The 19,621-nt window shown below is 70.4% G+C and carries 15 protein-coding genes and 3 pseudogenes; 7 read left to right on the top strand and 11 right to left on the bottom strand.

From position 1 onward, the window contains the following. Positions 1 to 130: 130 nt before the first annotated feature. Entirely contained in the window at positions 131 to 406 is a 276-nt protein-coding gene (locus IE260_RS43110) for a hypothetical protein (RefSeq protein WP_189875205.1), read from the bottom strand. Positions 407 to 531: 125 nt separating this feature from the next. On the opposite strand from IE260_RS43110, the gene IE260_RS23955 reads away from it, so the two are divergent. The 3 genes from IE260_RS23955 to IE260_RS23945 all read left to right on the top strand — a co-directional run bounded on the left by IE260_RS23955 (position 532) and on the right by IE260_RS23945 (position 5,233). After that, positions 532 to 1,431: an RNA polymerase sigma-70 factor gene (locus IE260_RS23955; RefSeq protein WP_189875203.1), complete on the top strand. Its 900-nt coding sequence runs from the start codon at positions 532 to 534 to the stop codon at positions 1,429 to 1,431. 30 nt (positions 1,432 to 1,461) lie between these two features. Beyond that, complete coding sequence (locus IE260_RS23950; protein ID WP_189875201.1) at positions 1,462 to 1,866, top strand: hypothetical protein; 405 nt, start codon at positions 1,462 to 1,464, stop codon at positions 1,864 to 1,866. Positions 1,867 to 2,131: 265 nt separating this feature from the next. Next, positions 2,132 to 5,233, top strand: a complete 3,102-nt coding sequence (locus IE260_RS23945) for an amidohydrolase family protein (RefSeq protein ID WP_189875199.1) — start codon at positions 2,132 to 2,134, stop codon at positions 5,231 to 5,233. A 117-nt stretch (positions 5,234 to 5,350) separates the two neighbouring features. On the opposite strand, the gene IE260_RS23940 is transcribed toward IE260_RS23945, so the two are convergent. From IE260_RS23940 to IE260_RS23900, 9 genes and pseudogenes are all read right to left on the bottom strand, one after another. Next, positions 5,351 to 6,391 carry an alcohol dehydrogenase catalytic domain-containing protein gene (locus IE260_RS23940; protein WP_189875197.1) on the bottom strand — a complete coding sequence of 347 codons (1,041 nt, stop codon included), beginning with the start codon at positions 6,389 to 6,391 and terminating at the stop codon, positions 5,351 to 5,353. Between the two features lie 312 nt (positions 6,392 to 6,703). Then, positions 6,704 to 7,573: pseudogene (locus IE260_RS23935) on the bottom strand (aldo/keto reductase family protein); the annotation flags it as partial. A gap of 412 nt (positions 7,574 to 7,985) precedes the next feature. Then, positions 7,986 to 8,171 (bottom strand): zinc-binding dehydrogenase, encoded by a 186-nt coding sequence (locus IE260_RS23930; protein ID WP_229881136.1) that lies wholly within the window; start codon positions 8,169 to 8,171, stop codon positions 7,986 to 7,988. Positions 8,172 to 8,205: 34 nt separating this feature from the next. After that, positions 8,206 to 8,469: pseudogene (locus IE260_RS42620) on the bottom strand (arginase family protein); the annotation flags it as partial. Positions 8,470 to 8,916: 447 nt separating this feature from the next. Then, the gene (locus IE260_RS23920; protein WP_373303394.1) at positions 8,917 to 10,056 is read right to left on the bottom strand and encodes an MFS transporter; all 1,140 of its coding nucleotides are present in this window, start codon (positions 10,054 to 10,056) and stop codon (positions 8,917 to 8,919) included. Between the two features lie 348 nt (positions 10,057 to 10,404). Beyond that, positions 10,405 to 10,830 carry a hypothetical protein gene (locus tag IE260_RS23915; protein WP_229881133.1) on the bottom strand — a complete coding sequence of 142 codons (426 nt, stop codon included), beginning with the start codon at positions 10,828 to 10,830 and terminating at the stop codon, positions 10,405 to 10,407. A 275-nt stretch (positions 10,831 to 11,105) separates the two neighbouring features. Beyond that, entirely contained in the window at positions 11,106 to 12,440 is a 1,335-nt protein-coding gene (locus tag IE260_RS23910; RefSeq protein WP_189875190.1) for an NAD-dependent succinate-semialdehyde dehydrogenase, read from the bottom strand. A gap of 82 nt (positions 12,441 to 12,522) precedes the next feature. Further along, positions 12,523 to 13,623, bottom strand: a complete 1,101-nt coding sequence (locus IE260_RS23905) for an alcohol dehydrogenase catalytic domain-containing protein (RefSeq protein ID WP_189875188.1) — start codon at positions 13,621 to 13,623, stop codon at positions 12,523 to 12,525. Then, complete coding sequence (locus IE260_RS23900; protein ID WP_189875186.1) at positions 13,623 to 15,104, bottom strand: APC family permease; 1,482 nt, start codon at positions 15,102 to 15,104, stop codon at positions 13,623 to 13,625. Before IE260_RS23900 ends, IE260_RS23905 begins: the two co-directional genes overlap by 1 nt. Before the next feature lie 184 nt (positions 15,105 to 15,288). Between IE260_RS23900 and IE260_RS41815 the strand changes: the two are divergent. The 4 genes and pseudogenes from IE260_RS41815 to IE260_RS23885 all read left to right on the top strand — a co-directional run. Then, a pseudogene (locus IE260_RS41815) lies at positions 15,289 to 15,426 on the top strand (TetR family transcriptional regulator); the annotation flags it as partial. A gap of 36 nt (positions 15,427 to 15,462) precedes the next feature. Next, positions 15,463 to 15,927: a TetR family transcriptional regulator C-terminal domain-containing protein gene (locus IE260_RS23895; protein ID WP_229881185.1), complete on the top strand. Its 465-nt coding sequence runs from the start codon at positions 15,463 to 15,465 to the stop codon at positions 15,925 to 15,927. 304 nt (positions 15,928 to 16,231) lie between these two features. After that, positions 16,232 to 17,065 carry an NAD(P)H-binding protein gene (locus IE260_RS23890; RefSeq protein WP_189875385.1) on the top strand — a complete coding sequence of 278 codons (834 nt, stop codon included), beginning with the start codon at positions 16,232 to 16,234 and terminating at the stop codon, positions 17,063 to 17,065. Positions 17,066 to 17,620: 555 nt separating this feature from the next. Continuing rightward, entirely contained in the window at positions 17,621 to 18,835 is a 1,215-nt protein-coding gene (locus IE260_RS23885; RefSeq protein ID WP_189875182.1) for an alginate lyase family protein, read from the top strand. A 227-nt stretch (positions 18,836 to 19,062) separates the two neighbouring features. On the opposite strand, the gene tpg is transcribed toward IE260_RS23885, so the two are convergent. Then, a complete protein-coding gene (gene tpg, locus IE260_RS23880; RefSeq protein ID WP_189875179.1) occupies positions 19,063 to 19,620 on the bottom strand; it encodes a telomere-protecting terminal protein Tpg in 558 nt (185 codons plus the stop codon). Between the last annotated feature and the right edge of the window lies 1 nt (position 19,621).

Below are 19,621 nucleotides of genomic sequence, written 5' to 3'. Positions count from 1 at the left end.
CGACGCGGCCAAGCGCAGCGTGACGCCGGCGAGCGGCGGCTCGGTCGGCTACGACTACCTGATCGGCGCGGCGGGCAGTGGCAGCGCCCGCCTGAAGGTCCCGAAGCGGCCGAATTCACCTACCAGGTCGCTACGTTGGAGGCCGCACAGCGATTCTGGCCGCGCCCAGCGGGCTGAACACGGACGCGGTGGGGCGCCTGCTCACGGACGAGACGCTGACCAGCGTCCACGACGAGCGCATCGTCGCCGTCGGCGACGCGGCGGCACCGTCGGACCGCCGTTCCAGTGCGCGCACGAGGACGGCACCGCGACGAGGCTCCACGTCGGCGGCCGGGCAGGCGGGCGCGAAGCTCAGGGCGCTCTCCTGCCAGTTCAGCGCCAGGCCACCGGCCGACGATGTGCGCAAGCCCGGGTTCGCACGCCTGGCTCAGGCAAGGCAAGCGCCGGCGACTGCCGCGGGCCCGGCACGACGATGCGTCGGCCACCGCTGAACAGGCAGCCTCACCAGGCATTCGAGGAAGGGACCGGTATATGACCGACCACGCCGGCGACCGGGCGACCGAGACGTTCGTCGACCACCGCAATCTGCTCTTCACCATCGCCTACGAGATGCTCGGATCGGCGGCCGACGCCGAGGACGTCCTCCAGGAGACCTGGCTGCGGTGGATCAGGGTGGACCTGGGGCAGGTGAGCGACAAGCGCGCGTACCTGGTCCGGATCACGACCCGCCAGGCACTCAACCGGCTGCGCACCGTGAAGCGCCGGCGCGAGGCGTACGTCGGGCAGTGGCTGCCCGAACCGCTGCTCACCACACCGGACGTGGCCGAGGACGTCGAACTCGCCGAGAGCATGTCGATGGCGATGATGCTCGTCCTGGAGAGCCTCACTCCGACCGAGCGGGCGGTGTTCGTGCTGCGGGAGGTCTTCGACGTCGGCTACGACGAGATAGCCGAGGCCGTCGGCAAGACCCCTGCGGCCGTGCGGCAGATCGCGCACCGCGCCCGCGGGCACGTCGACGCCCGGCGGCCCCGCCGCAGGGCCTCCGCGAGCGAGGCCAGGGCGGCTGTGGAATCGTTCCGTCGCGCGATCGAGACCGGCGATCCGCAAGGCCTCCTCGACGTGCTCGCGCCCGACGTCGTCCTGGTGAGCGACGGCGGCGGCCTCAAGCGGGCCGCGCTGCGGCCCATCGTCGGCGCTGAGACAGTGGCCCGCTTCTACTGCGGCGGCGGCTCGGCCAGGACGGCCGTCACGGTCGACTGCGAATCCACCGTGATCAACGGCAGCCCGGCCCTCGCCGTCTCCGTGGACGGCGAGTTCGACGGCGTCATGGCGATCAGCGTCCAGAACGCCCGGATCACCGGCCTCTACTACGTCCGCAATCCCGAGAAGCTCACCCACGTCGACGCCGGGACCCCGCTCACCCTCCGCTGAAACGCCCCGCACCGCCGAGAGGACCGCTCCATGACCGGACAGACATCGACCCGGCAGCGCCATGTCACGTTCCTCAGGGTCTCGGTCGGTCTCCAGACCCTGACCCTGTTCTTCCAGGCCGCCACCGCCGGAGCACTGCTGACCTCGTCCCACGGGTACCTGATGCACGACATCGGATCGAAGGTGATGTACGGCGCGTCCATGCTGTACGTGCTCGCCGCGATCCTCTCCTGGCGGCCCGGCGGCGGCAGCCCCCGCCCCATCCTGTACGCCACGGGCTTCCTCGCCCTCGCTTCGACACAAGTCGTCCTCGGCATCGCCCACGTACCCGAACTCCACGTCCCCCTCGGCGTCCTGATGTTCGCCCTGAGCACGCTGGCCCTGGCCCACGCCCTCGCCCCCCGGCTGAGCGGCCGCTCCACCCTGCCGTCCTGACCGGTGGCGACACCCAGCTGTCCGTCCCGCACCCGCCGCACCGATCCGGCACAACCGGTACCTGCCGGGGCCCGTCCACCTGCGGGTTGCCCGGTGACCGGGGCCTGCCGGGTTCGTTAGCCGGACATGACCGGGCCTTTGCACGTCGCGACCGCCGAGCGGCCGCGGCGTCGCGGTCGCCCGCACCACCGATCTACCGGAGGATGTCGAATTGGACTACGGGCCTGTCAGCCGTCGTCGTTTCCTCAGGACCTCGACATCAGCAATGGCGGCGACAACAGCGTCCGCCCTGGCCGCGGGCGAGGCCGACGCCGCCACGCCTTCGGACGGCACGACCGTGCACTACCGGGAGATCACCGGAGGTTCGGTCACCGCCGTGCCAGGCTCCGGCGTCGTCGTCGCAGAGGTGCAGGGCGTGCTGTGGCGGATCCCCCGCGAGGGAGGCGTCGCAGCTCGACTGACGGACTGGCGGTTGGAGGCGACCCGGCCGGTCCTGTCCCCCGACGGCACGACGGTGGCCCTGTGCGGCTACCAGGAGGGCGCCTTCCATCTGTGGACGATGCGGGCGGACGGCTCCGGCCTGCGGCAGCTCACCAACGGGCCCTGGGACGACCGCGAGGCCGCCTGGTCACCCGACGGCCGCCGCCTGGCGTTCTCCTCCGAACGGGGCGGCGACGACGTCGCCGGGAGTTCCTTCGGTCTGTGCGTCATGGACGTGGACACCCTGCAGCCGCGACGCCTGACCGGTGGGGACTTCGAGGACTACGACCCGGCCTGGTGGCCGGACGGACGTTCACTGGTGTGCGTACGCGCGGCTCACCGTGCGGACGGGGGCACCGACGGAGGCCTGGTACTCGTCCGCGTGCCCGCCACCGGCGGCGAGCCGGAAGTGGTGCGCGAGGTGACCACCGGCCGCCTGATGTGCCCTTCCGTGTCACCGTCGGGCAGGATCGCCTATCTGCACCTGACCGGCACCAGCGACTCGCCGTCCCTGCCGGCGGCGCGAGCGGCCCTCATGGTCGACGACCAGGTCGTCACGGCCGATGAGGACGTGGCCGCCGGGCCACCGTGCTGGCTGGACGAGGACCGGCTGCTGTACGTGGCCGACGGCCGGCTGCGTATCCGCGCGCTCACGGGAGACCCCCACGTCGAGGAGATCGACTTCGTCGCCCGTATGCCCATGCCGCGACCGCGCCGACGGCGAAAGCCCCGTGCCGCCCGTGCGACCGGCCCCGCATCGGTACGCGGAATCCACCTCCCCGTCCTGTCACCGGACGGACGCAGCGTGGCTTTTGTGGCGCTGAACGCGCTGTGGGTGATGCCCGTCGGCGGCAAGCCGCGCAGACTCCTCCAAGAGGCCGGCGTGCACCATGTCCAGATGCCCGCATGGGATCCCGACGGGCGCAGCCTGCTCTACTGCACCGACCGGGGCGGGCTGACGGCGGTGCGCCGCCTGCGCCTGGACGACAGGGCCGACGAACCGGTCAGCGACGGCGGCCGGCTGCACCCGGTGCCGTCGCCGGACGGTACCCGGCTGGCCTGCCGGGACATCACCGGCAACCTGCTGCTGCGGGATCTGGCCACGGGCGCCGAGCGGGTACTGGCCCGGCCCATGGCCACCGACGGGCCGGCCGGCGCTCCCAGCTGGTCACCCGACGGCCGGTACGTCGCCTTCTGCGACCGCAACCGCATCAACCAGCGCTTCCGTGAGGGCTATCACCTCATCCGGGTCATCGACACCCGTACCGGGGCCGACCGGCGTCACCTGCCGGCCCCGCACCAGTCGCTGTCCGACCGGGAGGCCGCGGGCCCCGCCTGGTCACCCGACGGCCACCACATGGCGCTGGTCGCCGAGTCGGCCCTGTGGCTGCTGCCCGTCACACCCGACGGCACCCCGTCCGGTCCTGCCCGGCGGCTCACCGACGAGCCCGCCGACCACCCCTCCTGGGCCCGCGATGCGGCGACCCTGCTCTACCTCTCCTGCGGTCGGCTGCGCCTGCTCCCCCTCGACAGCACCCGAACACCGGGCCTCTGCCGCACCCTGTCCGTCCCGCTGACCGTGCGACGCCGGCCCTCCGGGCAGCGAGAGGCCCTGCGCGTCCACGCCGGGCAGCTGTGGGACGCCACCGGCCGCGAACCCCGCCACGACGTCGACATCCTGATCGACGGCGGCCGCATCACCGCCGTCCTGCCCCACCGGACCCGCAGGCCCGGTCGCCGCACCATCGACGTGTCCGGACAGACCGTCATCCCCGGACTGATCGACAGCCACACCCATCCGTACAGCGCCACCTACGGCGCCAGGAACCACCTGACCGCACTCGCCTACGGCGTCACCACCACCGCCTGCCTCGGCGCGCCCCTGTACGAGGCCGTCCGGCTCCGCGAAGCACTCGCCTCGGGCCACAGCATCGGCCCGCGGCTGCTGGCCTGCGCCGAACTCCTCGACGGCTCCCGCACGGCCTACAGCAAGGGCCGGGCACACCGCACACAGGCAGGCTGGGAGCGTACCCTGCAACGACTCACCGCCCTGGACGTCGACTTCGTCAAGACGTACGTACGAGCACCGGGTCATGCCATGGCACAGGCCGCCGAGACCGCGCACCGCCTCGGCGTACCCTGCGGAAGCCACCTGTGCGCCCCCGGTCGAGCCGCCGGCCAGGACCTCACCACGCATCTCCAGGCCACACAACGACTCCCCTACGGTCACGCCAACACGCCCCTCGGCCACATCCATCAGGACCTGGTCGAGCAGTACGCGGACGGCGCCTTCGCCCTGATCATCACCCCGTTCACCACCCAATTCCTGCTCGGCGCGGACCCGGCCCTGGCCGACGACCCGCGCGTACGGACCCTGATGTCCCCGTGGGACGAGGCCGCCATCCGCGAACGCGCCGGCAAGGCGCCCACCGCACAGCAGCTGCAGGCCCTGGCCACGGAAATGGGTAACTACCGGCGACTGGCAACGGCCGGGGTGCCCCTCGCTCTGGGCACCGACGCGCCCATCGTCCCGGCCGGACTCTCCCTGCACCTGGGCCTGCGGGGGCTGCACACCCACGGTTTCAGCCCTGCCCAGGCCCTGCACACGGCCACCACTCATCCCGCTCGGCTCTTCGGCCTCCACGAAGACCTCGGGACCATCGAAGCGGGCAAGATCGCCGACCTCGCCGTCATCGACGGAGACCCCTTCACCGACTTCACCGCCCTCCTCAGCACCTCGCTCGTGCTGCGCGACGGCGTCCCCCACCGGCAGGCCGCACTGATCCAGACCCATGCGGGAACGAACCGCGACGCCGTGCCCGGCACCTCCTGGCTCGACGTGGCCCACAGCCTCGCCCAGGCGTCCTGCTGTCGGCCCGGCACCTGACGCGTCCCGTCAGGCCGGGATTCTGTCGTTCGACGTCGGGTCTTTGACGTCGTCGGGTCTTCGAAAGCGTGCGAGCGGCCGGGACGCGTCGTGTCCGGGCGCTCGCCGGTGCGAGGCTCAAGGGATGATGAGGACCTTGAGGCTGTTGCGGTCGGCCATGTCCCGGTAGCCGCCGGGTACGCCGTCGAGGTCGGTGGTGGTGTCGAAGACCTTCCCGGGTTCGATGCTGCCGTCGAGGATGGCGGGCATCAGCTCCTCGATGTAGGCGCGTACCGGGGCGGGTCCGCCGGCCAGGCGGACATTCGGGCCGAAGAGGCTGCCGAAGCCGATGGGCGCGTCTTCGTACTGGGGGACGCCGACACGGCTGATGACGCCGCCGGGGCGGACGGCACCGACGGCCTGCTGGTAGGCGGGCATGGCGCCGACGGCTTCGATGACTACATGGGTGCCGTGTCCGCCGGACAGCTCGCGGACCGCCTCGATGCCTTCCTCTCCGCGGGCGGAGACGACGTCGGTGGCCCCGAACTGCCGGCCGAGGTCGGTGCGCGCCGGGTGGCGTCCCATGAGAATGATGCGCTCGGCGCCCAGACGGCTGGCCGACAGCACCGCCAGCAGGCCGACGGCACCGTCCCCGATCACGGTGACGCTGGTGCGCTCGTTCACGCCGCCCGCCACGGCGGCGTGGTAGCCGGTGCCGAACACGTCGGAGAGGGTGAGCAGGGAGGGCATGAGGGCCGAGTCGGCGGCGACGGGAAGCTTGACGAGGGTGCCGTCGGCCAGCGGGACGCGGACGGCCTCGGCCTGGCCGCCCTCATCGGGCAGGCCGTCCCAGAAGCCGGCCTGGTCGTGTACGCAGGAGGTGTGCAGGCCCTCGCGGCAGAACTCGCAGGTGTTGTCGGAGATGGCGAAGGGAGCAACGACCAGGTCACCCGGCTCGACCGTGCTCACTTCCGGGCCGGTGTCCTCGACGATGCCGATGAACTCATGGCCCATCCGCACCGGTCCGTCGTCGGGCTTGGAGGCGTACGGCCACAGGTCGCTGCCGCAGATGCACGAGGCGGTGATGCGGACCAGGGCGTCGGTGGGATGTGTGAGGGAGGAGTCGGGGACGTCCTCGACGCGGACGTCGCCGGCCGCGTACAGGAAGGTGGCGCGCATGGAGGCTTCTCCGATCAGTGTGGTGCGGGTGTGGAGGGGGTGCCTGTGTGGAGGGGGTGGAGAGCAAGGCCGACCGACGGCGACGGCGCGGCCCACGGACCGCTGGTTCTCGTGGGCCGCGGCGGTGTCGAGCAGGCGGTAGCCGCCTCCGCGGGCGGGCGCGACGGCCTGTCGGGACTGCCGGATCAGCGGTGCGTGATGCCGGCCTGGGCGCCGGGGGCGAGGGTGGGCTCGGTGGGGTGCGTCTCCGAGGGCCTCGTCGACGGCAGAGAGCAGGTCGTCGGACAGCTCCACGCCGGAGGCGGCGGCGTTGCTGTGGACCTGTTCGGGGCGGGAGGCGCCGGTGATGGCCGAGGCGACCTCGGTGCGGCGCAGGATCCAGGCGAGGGCCAGGGTGGGCATGCTCATCCCGGCCTCTTCGGCGATCGGGACGAGGCGCTGGACCGCCTCGAGGGTCGCGTCGCTGTAGACGAGGTCCTGGGAGACGGCCATGTCGGCGGAGGCGAACCGGCTGCCCTCCGGGACGGGATGTCCGGGCTTGTACTTGCCGGTCAGCACGCCCTGGGCCAGGGGGGACCAGACGATCTGGGAGATGCCGTTGGCGGCGCACAGGCCGAAGACCTCGGCCTCGGGGGCCTGCCACAGCATGGAGTACTGCGGCTGCGAGGAGACGAACAGGTCGGGTCCGGCGATGTCGATCGCGGCCTGGATCTGTTCGGGCGTCCATTCGCTGAAGCCGAGGTAGCGGGCCTTGCCCTGCTCGACGACCTTCTGGAACGCCTCGACGGTGTCCTCGATCGGTACGGCGGGGTCGAAGCGGTGTGCCTGGTAGAGGTCGACGTAGTCGGTCTTCAGCCGGGTGAGTGAAGCGTCGATCTGCTTGGCGATCTGCGCCGGGGACAGTCCCTGGTCGGCAGGGTCGTCCGACATCGGGAAGTAGACCTTGGTGGCGAGGACGTAGGAGTCGCGGGGGCGGGCCGAGAGGATCTCGCCCCAGGCCGTCTCCGCGGCGCCCTGTCCGTAGACGTTGGCGGTGTCGAAGAAGTTGATGCCCGCGTCGAACGCCGCCTCGGTACAGGCGCGGGTCTTCTCGGCCTCGATGCCGCCGGAGTAGGTGAGCCAGGACCCGAGCGAGATCTCCGAGACCTCTAGGTCCGAGCTGCCGAGCTTGCGGTACCGCATGGTCGCTCCTTGCTTCGGTGGGTGGGCAGGGGACGGGTACCCGGCCAGCGGCTGAGTGCGGGCCGGCTGCAGGGCGGGGTTGAGGAAGCTCCCGTCGGTCGGGTGACCGTTCCCGGGGTGGCGCTCCCGTCGATGCGGTCCGGGACCTCCGGTTACCAGGATCACGTCGGCGGCAGGCAGCTGCGACTGGAGCCGGGGCCGGGGCGAGCCGGATACCTTGCCCCGCTGCAGGTCAACTGAACGCTGCGGGCTCGTTGCGCCGAGTGGCGGCCGGCCAGGGGCAGCGGGGCCGTCCCGGCGAGGACGCAGCCGGCCGGCGACGGGCCCCTCGAGGCCGAGTACGGAGGTGCGCGCGAGGGCGCCGATCCGGGAGCCGTAGGTACGGCCTCACGGGCGGACCGGGCACCTCTTGCTACGGAAAGAGCGAGAGCTTGCCGCTGGTCGCCCGGGACTCGATGTCGACGTGGGCCTGGGCAGCATCCTTGAGTGGGTAGCGTCGGCCGATGCCCGGACGCAGGAGGTCCTGCCGTACCAGGTCGAAGAGCTCCGCGCTGTGGCGCAGCAGCGCCTCGCGGGTGGGGATGTGGTCACGGAACACCGGGTAACAAACCTTGATACCACGAGGCAGTTCGCGCATAGAGGGCGACGTCGCCGGCGTCGTACACCTTCAGGTCCTTCAGGGCGTCGACCCGTAGCGCGAGGCTGGGACGTGAGCCGTTCTGCGGGAGATAACACGCCTGGCGGACGGCCGACGGCCCGAAGCGTGCGCCGGATCGGTAGGTGGTGCCTCCGTCCAATGGCGCGCCGAGGATCACGACGTCCGCGTCGGCGTAGCCGGCCGGATCATCGAGGTCACACGCGTCCACGCCGAGGAAGGTGATCGGGGGGCCGAACATCGTGAAGGGCGGGTTGCGCACGGATTGCCTCTCAGGTACGAGCGATGTCCATTACCTGACGGTACGTCCAGTACCTGTCGGGGAAGGCGGTCGGCGTGCGTGTCGAGGCCGAGGTTCCCCGGCTGTGCCGCATGCAGGGAGCCGGAAAGCAAAGTCAGCGCGCTCCTGCGAGCCGACTGACACGCCACACCGCGACCGGTGGCCACTCAGCCGCCCTCGCCCTGGGCCGCCGCCGGACGGAATCGCACGGCAGTGGTCTTCCGGTACACACGATCGCCGCACGCCGATGCCGCTGCCCATCCGGCGAGCCGCCACATGGGGGTGGGGACAACCCGATCCCGGGGACCGCTGTCAGCGCGGGCCGGCAGACGACCTGTCGGACAAGCTCCGGAAGGGCCATCGCGGCGCCGGACCCGTGGCCGACCGCCGGCCGCCACTGACCGTGCTCTACTTGGCGGACGCCGCTCCGGAACGGAGCAGATGCCCGCTGAGAAGCACTGTGCAGGCCCCGCCGGCCAGCAGTCCTCCGACAAGGAAAGTGCCCCGGGCGCCGGCGAGTGGCAGGACCAGTCCCCCAAGCGCGGCGCCCGCCGCGATACCGGCGTTGTAGAGACCGGAGTTCGCGGCCAGCGCGATGTCGGTGCGGCCCGGTGCGCACTGCAGCATCGCGTTCTGGGACGTCATGAACACCGGCCCGAGCGCACCGCCCATCAGTGTCAGGAACACCACCGCCGCCACCGGGTTGGCGCCTGCCGCGTACAGGCCCAGCATGCCCACGGCCTGTGTGGTGACGGCGGCGGTCATGGCGGAGTGTGGGTAGCGGTCCAGCAACGCCCCGGTGATGCTGACCCCGGCCAGACATGCAACGCCGAAAGCCACGAGCAGGGCGTTGACGGCGGCCGGGGAGAAGCCGCTCACGTCGCCCAGGAACTTCACGATGTAGGTGAACCCCGAGAACGCCCCCGTCGCGGAAAGCGTGCCGGCTGCCAGCACGGTCCTGAACCGGCGGGCGTCAGGACGGGTTCCGTGGACCGCGGGCTCTGCTTCCGGCGGTGAGGTCGGCAGGAGAACGGCGATCGTCACCAGGGAGACGAACCCCAGAACCGCCAGCATGGCGACGGGCACGTGCCAGTCGCTCCGCCGGCCCAGCCAGGTCCCGGCCGGAACACCGAGGACGAGAGCGAGTGAGCCGGCGGCGGACAGCGCCCCGATCACACGGCCGCGGACCCCAGGAACGAACAGCCCCACGGCGACCGGTCCCATCACCGCCCAGAACAGCGCCTGGGCGAGCGCGGTGAGCAGCCGCGCCATGAGGAGGGGCCAGTACGAGGTGGCCAGGGCCGCGACCAGGCTGGACGCGACGAGCGCGGCCAGCAGCCCGGTGAGGACGTGGCGCCGGGGCACGGACCGCATGACGTGGGCGAGCGGCACGGACGAGACCGCGACCGTCACGCCGTACCCGGTGACGAGCAGGCCGACCGCCGAGAGGGACACCTGGAGGCTTTCAGCGATGCGGTCCAGAAGACCGATCGGCAGGTTCTCCGCGGTGTTGAAGGTGAAGGCTGCCAGCATCAGGGCTGCGAGCACCGCAGCCCTGTGCCACGGAGCCGGTTGCGGCGTGCCTCTGCGGACTGGTTCCGACTCGGTCCGCCACGCCTGCTCCATGGCACTACCTCACCGGGCTCACCGCACCCACCGCAACCGAATTCATCCGCGGCGCCGCGTGGGCCTTCGACGGCACGCGGGAGCGGACGCCCACCGCGTTCATGGCTCTCACAAAGATGACCGAGGAAAGCTCGCCCAACCGTATCGGCAGTCCCGCATTCACGGGGACGACCCGGTCAAAGAGCCCCAGCCGTCGCTGCCGGGCACGGTGTCCTGTGCCGGCGACTCCTGAGGCCGTCTGTCAACCCGGCCGAGCCGCTTCGCGGGCGGTCAGGCGGGCGACGGAACGAGCGTCGTGGCGACGGACCGCTTGCGGAGCCCTTCCGCCAGGTGCGCCATTTCCACGGACGTGCCGACCAGGCCGACCCCGGTCAGGTCGGCGGCCGCCAGCCGGGCTTCCCCCAGCGACAGGTGGCACACCTCGCGCAGGGCCCGCAGCACGGGGACGAGACCGGCCTCCCTGGTCGCCAGGCGGAGCCGAGTGGTGCCGTGCTCGGCCATCAGTGCCTGCCTGATCTCCTCGGGAGCCGGGCCCTCGCCCATCTCGCACCACGCGTCGGAGCACAATCGGCATCGCCCTTCGACGCCCCAGGACAGGCGTCCCCGGTCGATGAACTGACCGACGTCGCGGACCAGCACGCCATCACAGGTCGCGCATGTCGAAGTGACCTTCACTCCCTGGGTGGCGGTGATCATTGGTTTCTCCCTGCCATGTCGATCTGCCTGATCCTGCCGCAAGCGCCGAAGCCCGGCGACAGGGTTGTCCGCGGCCAGAGGTCGGCAGTCCCGGCGTCATGCGGCGAGTGGCCCCGGTGGCGCGGTCTGGTGGCACCGGCCGTCGCGGCTCGCCCGGCCGCTGCGGTTGCCGCCAGGGCCACGGGCGGAAGCGGCCGCAGCCGGAGGGTGTCAGCACCCCGAATGCCTGGGAACTCCGGGATGCTGACAGTCTCGGCCCTCCGGCCCGTCGGCGCCTACGCGACGGTGCGGATGAGCTTCTTGTTGACGAACTCCTCGATTCCCGGCCGGCCCAGCTCTCGGCCGAATCCTGAGCGCTTGATGCCGCCGAAGGGCAGCTCGGCTCCCTCGGCTCCCACCCCGTTGACGAAGACCATGCCGGCCTCGATGCGGTCGGCGACGCGCGCGGCCTGTTCGGGATCCGTGGTGAAGAGGTAGGAGCCGAGACCGTACGGGGTGTCGTTGGCGATCCGCAGGGCGTCTTCCTCGTCGGCCGCCCGGAAGACCATGGCCACCGGGCCGAAGAGCTCCTGGCGTGCCGAGGCGTGCTCGGTGGTGAGACCGGTGAGGACACCGGCGGGGAAGTAGGCACCGTTGCGTTCGCCCTCTGCGTGCAACGTCGCGCCTTCCGCGACGGCGGCCTCCACCTGGCGTGCGAGGGTGTCGGCCGCGGCGACCGAGGACAACGGGGCCCCGGACTGGCGGGCGAGCAGCTGGGCGGTGAACTTCTCCACGAATGTGTCGTAGAGATCGGAGCTGACGACGAACCGCTTGGCGGCGTTGCAGGCTTGGCCGGTGTTGTCGAGGCGGGCGGCGACGGCGGCCTCCACGACGGAGTCGAGGTCGTCGGTCGACAGCACGATGAACGGGTCGGAGCCACCGAGTTCGAGGACGACCTTCTTCAGGTGGCGTCCGGCGATCTCGGCGACGGCGGCGCCGGCCCGTTCCGAGCCGGTGAGGGACACCCCCTGGACGCGGGGGTCGGCGATCACCTCGGCGATCTGTTCGTTGGTGGCATAGACGTTGACGTACGCGCCGGCGGGGAAGCCCGCCTCGGCGCACAGGCGCTCCAGCAGCGCCGCGGTCGCGGGGCACTGCGGGGCGTGCTTGAGGACGATGGTGTTGCCCAGGGCGAGGTTCGGGGCCGCGAACCTCGCGACCTGGTAGGCGGGGAAGTTCCACGGCATGATGCCGAGCAGGACACCGACCGGGCTGCGCCGGACGACCGCGCGGCCGGGGCCGGAGGTGACGGTGAGTTCCTCGTCGGCGAGGAACTCCTCGGCGTGGTCGGCGTAGTAGTGGTAGATGTCGACGCAGAAGTCGATCTCGCCCTCCGCTTCCTCGAGCGGCTTGCCCATCTCCCGCACGATGCTGGTCGCGAGTTCGGCGCGGTGCTGGGCATGCAGATCACCGAGCCGGCGAAGGAGCGCGGCCCGCTCGGCCACTGAGCTGTCTCGTCCCCAGGCGGTGGCCGTGTGGGCGGCGTCGACGGCCGCTGCCACCTCGGCGTCGGTGGCGGTCGGGTAGGTTTCGGTGGTCTTGCCGGTGGACGGGTCGGTCACGGCGTACATCAAGTCTCCAGGAAGTGCGGGGTGTGGTGGCAGGGGTCGGCCTCGCGGCACACGTGTGTCGTGGGGCCGGTGTCCAGGGGGTCTACGGTTCGAGAATGGTACGGGTCCCGACGGCTGATTCGAGATCCGCGAAGGCGGCAGCTGCCTCCTCCAGGGGGCGGACCGTGCCGATCAGTTCGTCCAGCGGCAGTCGGCCGGCCAGATGGAGGCGGGCCAGTTTGGGGATGTCGATTGCGCCGACGCTGGAGCCGTAGTTGCAGCCGAGGATGCGCTTGCCCTGGTCGGCGAGGTCGAAGAGGTTGAACGCGCCTGTCGCGTCGGCGGGGGCCATGCCGACCAGGACGGCCGCGCCGCCGGAGGTGAGCATGGCCGGGAGCGTCTCGATGACCTTGGGGCTGCCGATGGCTTCGAAGGCGTAGTCGACCCCGCCGAGTTCGTCCTGGCACCAGGCGGCGACGTCGGTCGCGGCGCCGTCGAGGGTGTGGGTGGCTCCGAAGCGTTCGGCAGCGTCGAGGCGTTCGGACGAGAGGTCGACGGCGATGATGGGATCGGCTCCCACCAGACGCAGGCCCATCACCACGGACAGTCCGACCCCGCCGGCGCCGACGACGACCGCGGATTCGCCGGGCCGGACACCAGCGGTGTTCATGACCGCGCCGATGCCGGTGGAGATGGAGCAGCCCAGGAGGGCGCCGATGCCGAAAGGCAGCTCGTCGGGGACCTTGACCGCGGCGGACTCGGGGACGACCACTCGGTTCGTGAACGCGCCCAACCCCAGGTAGGGCCAGATCTCCTCGCCCTGGGCGTCCGTGAACGGTGTCGTGCCGTCGGGCAGGGTGTTGGCGACGGCCTGGGTGCCCGTACACAGCCAGGCCATTCCGGCCAGACACTTGCGGCAGCGGCGGCAGGGAGCGAACCAGGACAGCACGACGTGGTCGCCTGCTGTCAGCCCGGTGACCCCCTCCCCCACGGTCGTGACCACCCCGGCGGCCTCGTGGCCGAGTACGAGGGGGCGGTCGCTGGGCCAGTCGCCGGTCAGGATGTGCAGGTCGGAGTGGCACACCCCGGCAGCGCGGACGTCGATCTCGACCTCGCCCGGTCCGGCGGGCCTGTGGGAGATCTCACGGGTGTGCAGCCCCGCGACGGGATCGTAGGCGATGGCGGGTGAGAGGTGCGCGCGCATCAGGAAGCCTTCACTTCTTGGGTGTTCGAGTGGGTGGGCAGCTGGGTGTGGGGTTTGGCGATCACGACGTAGGCCAGGCCGACGGCGAGCAGCACGGAGAAGACCAGGACCACGGCCCAGATCTGGATCCAGCTGCCGCCGGGAGGGGCGAGTTCGGCGCGGGGCCAGGCGATGTTGACCGCTTCGAAGAGCAGCCAGGCCACGGCGAGCGCGTTGACCAGCAGGCCGGCCCGGCCCAGGCGCAGTTCTCCCGCCGCCGGATTCCAGCTGCCGCTGAGACGTGCGAACAGCGCGACGAGGGCCACCGCCAGGAAGATGAAGTAGAAGCCACCGGATCCGAAGGCGATCAGTGTGGCCGCCGCGTTGCCGTTGAGCCCGAGCACGAGGCCGAGGCCGGCGAGGACGGCCGTCACGGTGAGCGAGACCCAGGGGATCTGCCGCTCACCGACGGTGGCGAGCTGAGCGGAGAAGGGCAGCTGCCGGTCCCGGGCGAAGGCGTAGACGGCTCGCCCGATGTACGTCTGGATCGAGATGGCGCAGGCGAAGAACGCGATCAGGACGACGAGGATGAAGGGCTTCTCGCTCCACCCGCCCAGGCTCTGCGTCACCGCCTCGAAAACGGGGTCCACGATCTTTCCGGAGACGGCGTCCTCAGGGCGGCGCAGCGCGAACGTCACGGCCAGCGCAGTGAGCAGGACGGTGAAGGCGACGAACAGGTAGGAGCGCAGCAGGGCCCGGGGCACGCTGCGCCGCGGCTGATCGGTCTCCTCGGCCACCTGCGTGGTCGCGTCGAACCCCAGGAAGGCCCAGCCGGCCACCGCCAGGCATGTCACGAACCCGGCCGCGACGGATCCGCCGGAGGCGGATTCCGCTCCCAGGGTGTTGAACAGGATGTCGAATCCGTGGTTGCGCGCGAAGAGCAGCAGGACGACGCTGACGGCGATGGAGGCGACGCCCTCGGCGATGATGCCCGCGTTCAGGAAGTGTTTGACCGGGTCGACGCCCAGCAGGTTGATGCCCAGGGCCACGACGAGGAAGACCACGCCGAGCAGGACATGGGTCGCCGGTGACAGCGCCGAGTCGCTGACGAGCATGTGCAGCCAGCTCGCACCGAGGTAGGCCACGGTGGTCAGGGAAGCGACGGCGGAGGCGAGATGGATCCAGCCCACCAGCCAGCCCAGCCGTGGCCCGCCCAGCCGGCGGACCCACTGGTAGACGCCTCCAGTGATCGGGAACTGCGAGGACAGTTCGGCATACACCGTGGCGACCAGCAACTGCCCCAGGAAGGCGACGACGACCGCCCATGTCCAGGCGGGACCGGCGAAGACGAACCCGAGCTGGACGACGGCGTAGATGCCGACCACAGGCGAGATCGTCGCGAATCCGAGCGCGAACACGGCCCACGCGGACAGGGTGCGTTTCAGCTCCTGCTCGTAGCCGTATTCAGCCAGATCACCGGCATCGGCACGGGTGTGGTCCACGTTCGTCTCCTGGCATCGGTACGGGCGCGCGCCTGGTGGCGCGGCTCACACAGAGGGGTCGGCCGCCGGATCGCCGTCCCTTCCCGCGACGGGCCGGTGCCACGGCGGCCGCCCGGGCGGCCTTCCGTCAATTGGCTCTACAGCCAATTGCTCATTTGGCTGCACAGCCAATAGCATCGGTGCCATGACGTCAAGGGGTCCTGGGAAACAAGTTCGCAAGTCAGCGGCCGAGCGCCGCCGCGAGATCGTCACAGCGGCCGCGCAGGTCGGGCTCCAGGAAGGGCTCGAGTGCGTCACCCGACAGCGGATCGCCGACGACCTCGGAGTCCAGCCCGGGCTCATCCACCACTACTTCCCCGTGGTCGAGGAACTTGTGGCCGAGGCGTTCACCAGCGCAACCATGGCGGAACTGGACGGCCTGCTGCCCGAGGCGGCTGCCGATCGCGACGGCAACGGTCCCTTGCGCACGCTCCAGCGCTTCTTCACCCGGGCCTCGGGCACCGAGTTCGACAACATCAGCAAGCTCTGGCTCAACGCGCGAAACCTCTCACGCTACCGACCCGTGCTCCATGACCAGGTCGTGAGCCAGGAACTGCGCTGGTGCCGCCGCATCGAGCAGATCATCACCGAGGGAGTGAAGGAGCAGGCGTTCCGCTGCACCGATCCATGGGCCGCTGCCGTGCGCATCCTCGCCGTGGTCGACGGAACCAGCGCCTACATCAACACCAGCGCCGATCAACGCATGGCGCCCCTCACCGACCTGGCCCGCACGCTCGCAGAAGCCGAACTGGACCTGCCGCCCGGCAGCCTGCGATCCCCCTGAGACCGGCTCAGCCCGGCCACCCTGCGCGACATCCGGCGCGCTCGGACCCAGAAGATCCGCTCGGGCCCCCGGCGTCGACGGCACATGCTACAGGTCGAATCGCCCTGATCGCCGCAGGAGCGGCCCCGCGAGAGGCTGGAGGCATGGTCTGCGGCGACGGCCCGTGATCGTGACCCGCCCAGCGAGTCCGCTCTCGCTCATGAGTCAACCCGAGGCGGTGGAAGCGACTCCTTGACCTCGAGCAAGGTTGAGATCTTAGCGTGCCGTGAACGTGATCACCGGCTGACGACAGGGAGAGATGACGATGATCCTCGTGACCGGCGCGACCGGGAATATCGGGAGTCCTTTGCTGAGGGAACTGCGCCTGTCTGGTGCCGCACCTGTTCGAGGGCTTACTCGGGCCGTGGGTCGGGTCTCGTTCCCTGAGGGGGTCGAAGCCGTCGAGGGCGATCTCGCGCAGGCGGAGTCCCTGAAGGCCGCGCTGGAGGGAGCGCGCTCGCTGTTCCTGTTGGCGGGGATGGGTGCGGAAGGAGAGGTCATCGCGACTGCTCGGCACGCAGGCGTCGAGCACGTGGTGCTCGTGTCGTCGATCACGGTGCAGACTCATCCGCATCTGCCTGGCGCCGGTGAGAATCTGGCTGTCGAGCGGTTGCTCAAGGACAGCGGCATGGCCTGGACGATCCTGCGGCCGACGCAGTTCGCCTCGAACACCCTGTGGTGGGCGCGGTCGATTCGTGATCAGGGCGTGGTGCGAGCGCCGTATGCAGACATCGGCCTTCCCACGATCCATCCTGCGGACATCGCGGCGGTTGCCCGCGTGGCCCTGACCGAGCCGGGGCACCGGGGACGGACGTATGCGCTGACCGGGCCGGAACGCGTTACCGTCCGACAGCAAGTCGCAGCCATCGCTGCGGCGTTGGGGCGGGAGGTGACCTGCATCGAGATCAGCCGGGGGGAAGCCCATCGGCGGATGGCTTCCTTCATGGGAGACGAGACCGCGGATGCGGTCCTGGACTTGATGGGCGGGGACGTCAATGACGAGTTGCTGAAGGTGCGCGACACGGTTTCCCGGGTCACCGGGTCCGTGGCCAGATCGTTCCAGCAATGGGCATCGGACAATGGCGCCGCCTTCGACTGAGGCCGCGTCTTGACTGCTGCGCTTCAGGCCGAGTGGGACGGCCCCGGGGCTTGACTCATTCAGCCGGGGGCACAGGCAGGTGCCCGCAGACCGAGGTGCTCCAGCGGCTGGGCCGCTCGCTCGTCGCCGTGCCTGCTCCAGGGCAGCGTCCCCGCCGCTCGGTTGGACAACCTGCCGGAGGCGACACGATCAACGGCTCTGAGCCTGTTCCTCGGCCAAGTGTGCGCGAGTTGCTCCCACCACCGGGCCACCACCGCATGAGACAGAGCGGCATGGCACTCTGGCTCCACCCCGTCCCGCACCGCACACCGCGCCATGCCCGGACACCGCTGTTGCGCGGTCACCACCAGCTCTCGCCGGTTGCCGCCCCAGACGGGCAGGCCGGCCTGTCGGGGGCAAGGTTGGCGCGGCCGGAGGCCGGGAAGTCACGTACGGCGCTCCGCCCGTAGTCGCCCGGACACTTGACGGCCCATTGGTCTCTACCTATCGTCACCGACCAGCAGAGCGTTCAGACAGACACTCGTCGTTCACATAGAAGAACGGATGTATCCGCTCATGCCGTCTGCTCCCCCACGTCCCCACCGCAGATCCCGCGCCGTCCCGTACGCCGCGCTCACCGCCGCCCTCGTCGGCACCCTGCTGTTCCGGCCCGAGGCCGCCCCACGGGCCGATGCCGCGCCCACCACGTTCACGCACCCCGGAGTCACCGTCTCCAGGAGCCAGTTGGACTTCGCCCGCAGCAAGGTCGATGCCGGGGCCCAGCCATGGAAGGGCGCCTTCGACCAGATGATGGCGAGCAAGTACGCCGACCTGAACCGCGTGCCGAAACCGAGGGCGATCGTCGAGTGCGGCTCGTACTCGAACCCGAACAACGGCTGCACCGACGAACGCGAGGACGCGATGGCGGCGTACACCAACGCGCTGGCCTGGTACCTCACGCGCGACGAACGCTACGCCCGCAAGTCCATCGAGCTGATGGACGGCTGGTCCGCGATCATCAAGGACCACACCAACAGCAATGCGCCCCTGCAGACCGGCTGGGCCGGCTCCTCGTGGTCCAAGGCGGCGGAGCTCATCAAGTACACCTACACCGGGTCCTGGGCCAACTCGGGCCGCTTCGCCACCATGCTCCGCGACGTCTATCTGCCCGAGATCATCAACGGCTCCAACTCCAACGGCAACTGGGAGCTGACGATGATGGAGGCCGCCGTCGGCATCTCCGTCTTCCTGGAGGACAAGGGCGCCTACGACAAGGCCATGGCCAAGTTCCGCACCCGCACGGCAGCCTACGTCTACCTGGCCTCCGACGGTGACCTGCCGAAGACCGTGCCGAGTCAGAACCTCGACACCCGGGACAAGATAGTGAACTACTGGCAGGGCCAGAACACCTTCGTCACCGGCCTCACCCAGGAGACGTGCCGGGACTTCACTCACACCGGGTACGGAATCTCCTCCATCTCGCACGTCGCCGAAACCAGCCGGATACAAGGCCAGGACCTGTACGGCACCGACGTGGGCGAACGGCTTCGGCACGCGCTCGGGTTCCAGGCGAAGTACGAGCAGGGCGCGACCGTTCCCAGCTGGCTCTGCGGCGGGAACCTCCACCTCGGACTCGGCCCGGTCACTGAGGTCGGATACAACGCCATGCACAACCGTCTCGGCTTCGCCATGTCCAACACCCAGGCCCTGACCGAACGCACACGCCCCTCCGGCACGAACAACCTCTTCGTCGCCTGGGAGACCCTCACCCACGGCGACAACCCGTCCTGACGCCGCCCTCGGCCGGGCGTCGGCTGTCCAGCCGACGCCCGAGAGCCCGTTCATGAGAATCCCGATCAGCGAGCGCTGCCGACCGGGCTCTGGCGGTTCCTCCGGGCTCTGGTCCACGTATTCGGGGAGTCACTGCGGGCCCTACGAACGACAGTGAGGCCGCCTCCCCGGGCAGTTGAGTACGTGCAGCTGTGACATGTGGCTCGCAAGCGTTCAGGGCACGGCTGCTACAGGTCGAATTCCACGTGCTCGATGTCGGTGAAGCGGACCTCCTCCAGGCTGCCGGCGCGGCGGCCGCTGTCCTGGAAGTAGACCTCCTTGAGTCCTTCGGCGGCGATCTGCTGCAGTTGCCGGTCGGGGGCGCCGGCCTGTTGGGCGTCGAAGAGGCGGGCGGCGTACTGCGGCGGCAGCGCGACGGTCAGGTGCCGGATCCTGGCGTCGTCCGTCGTACCGACCGGTGCGGTGTAGCCGATCCGGGCCCGGGTGTCGATGACGATGCCGCCGGTCGTCGCCGCCTGCTGCCGGGCCCTGGCGCGGATCTGCGGCTGCCACCGCTTCTTCACCTCGCGCTCCAGGCGCGCGGCGAGCTGCGGGCGTGGTTTCCTGATCTGGTCCTTGACGTAGCGTTCGACGGTGCGCTGGGAGATGCGCAGCATCTGGGCGACCGGTTTGGTGCCCTTGAGCTGCTTGACCAGGTAGCGCATCTGCGCGGGTGCGCTCTTGGGGGCCGGGCGGGTGAACGACTTCTGCACCGCGGCGTCCAGGCCGTCGCCGAACAGGCTCATG

It is taken from the genome of Streptomyces viridiviolaceus, assembly GCF_014650995.1.
In the GTDB taxonomy this organism is placed as follows: domain Bacteria; phylum Actinomycetota; class Actinomycetes; order Streptomycetales; family Streptomycetaceae; genus Streptomyces; species Streptomyces viridiviolaceus.
This window is presented reverse-complemented; position numbering and strand designations above follow the sequence as displayed.

What these genes read in the sequence shown, in the direction of transcription:
- IE260_RS23955 (WP_189875203.1), top strand. Translation starts at nt 532, where the DNA reads ATGACCGACCACGCCGGCGACCGGGCGACCGAGACGTTCGTCGACCAC.
- IE260_RS23950 (WP_189875201.1), top strand. Translation starts at nt 1,462, where the DNA reads ATGACCGGACAGACATCGACCCGGCAGCGCCATGTCACGTTCCTCAGG.
- IE260_RS23945 (WP_189875199.1), top strand. Translation starts at nt 2,132, where the DNA reads ATGGCGGCGACAACAGCGTCCGCCCTGGCCGCGGGCGAGGCCGACGCC.
- IE260_RS23940 (WP_189875197.1), bottom strand. Translation starts at nt 6,391, where the DNA reads ATGCGCGCCACCTTCCTGTACGCGGCCGGCGACGTCCGCGTCGAGGAC.
- IE260_RS23915 (WP_229881133.1), bottom strand. Translation starts at nt 10,830, where the DNA reads ATGATCACCGCCACCCAGGGAGTGAAGGTCACTTCGACATGCGCGACC.
- IE260_RS23910 (WP_189875190.1), bottom strand. Translation starts at nt 12,440, where the DNA reads ATGTACGCCGTGACCGACCCGTCCACCGGCAAGACCACCGAAACCTAC.
- IE260_RS23905 (WP_189875188.1), bottom strand. Translation starts at nt 13,623, where the DNA reads ATGCGCGCGCACCTCTCACCCGCCATCGCCTACGATCCCGTCGCGGGG.
- IE260_RS23890 (WP_189875385.1), top strand. Translation starts at nt 16,232, where the DNA reads ATGATCCTCGTGACCGGCGCGACCGGGAATATCGGGAGTCCTTTGCTG.
- IE260_RS23885 (WP_189875182.1), top strand. Translation starts at nt 17,621, where the DNA reads ATGCCGTCTGCTCCCCCACGTCCCCACCGCAGATCCCGCGCCGTCCCG.
- tpg (WP_189875179.1), bottom strand. Translation starts at nt 19,620, where the DNA reads ATGAGCCTGTTCGGCGACGGCCTGGACGCCGCGGTGCAGAAGTCGTTC.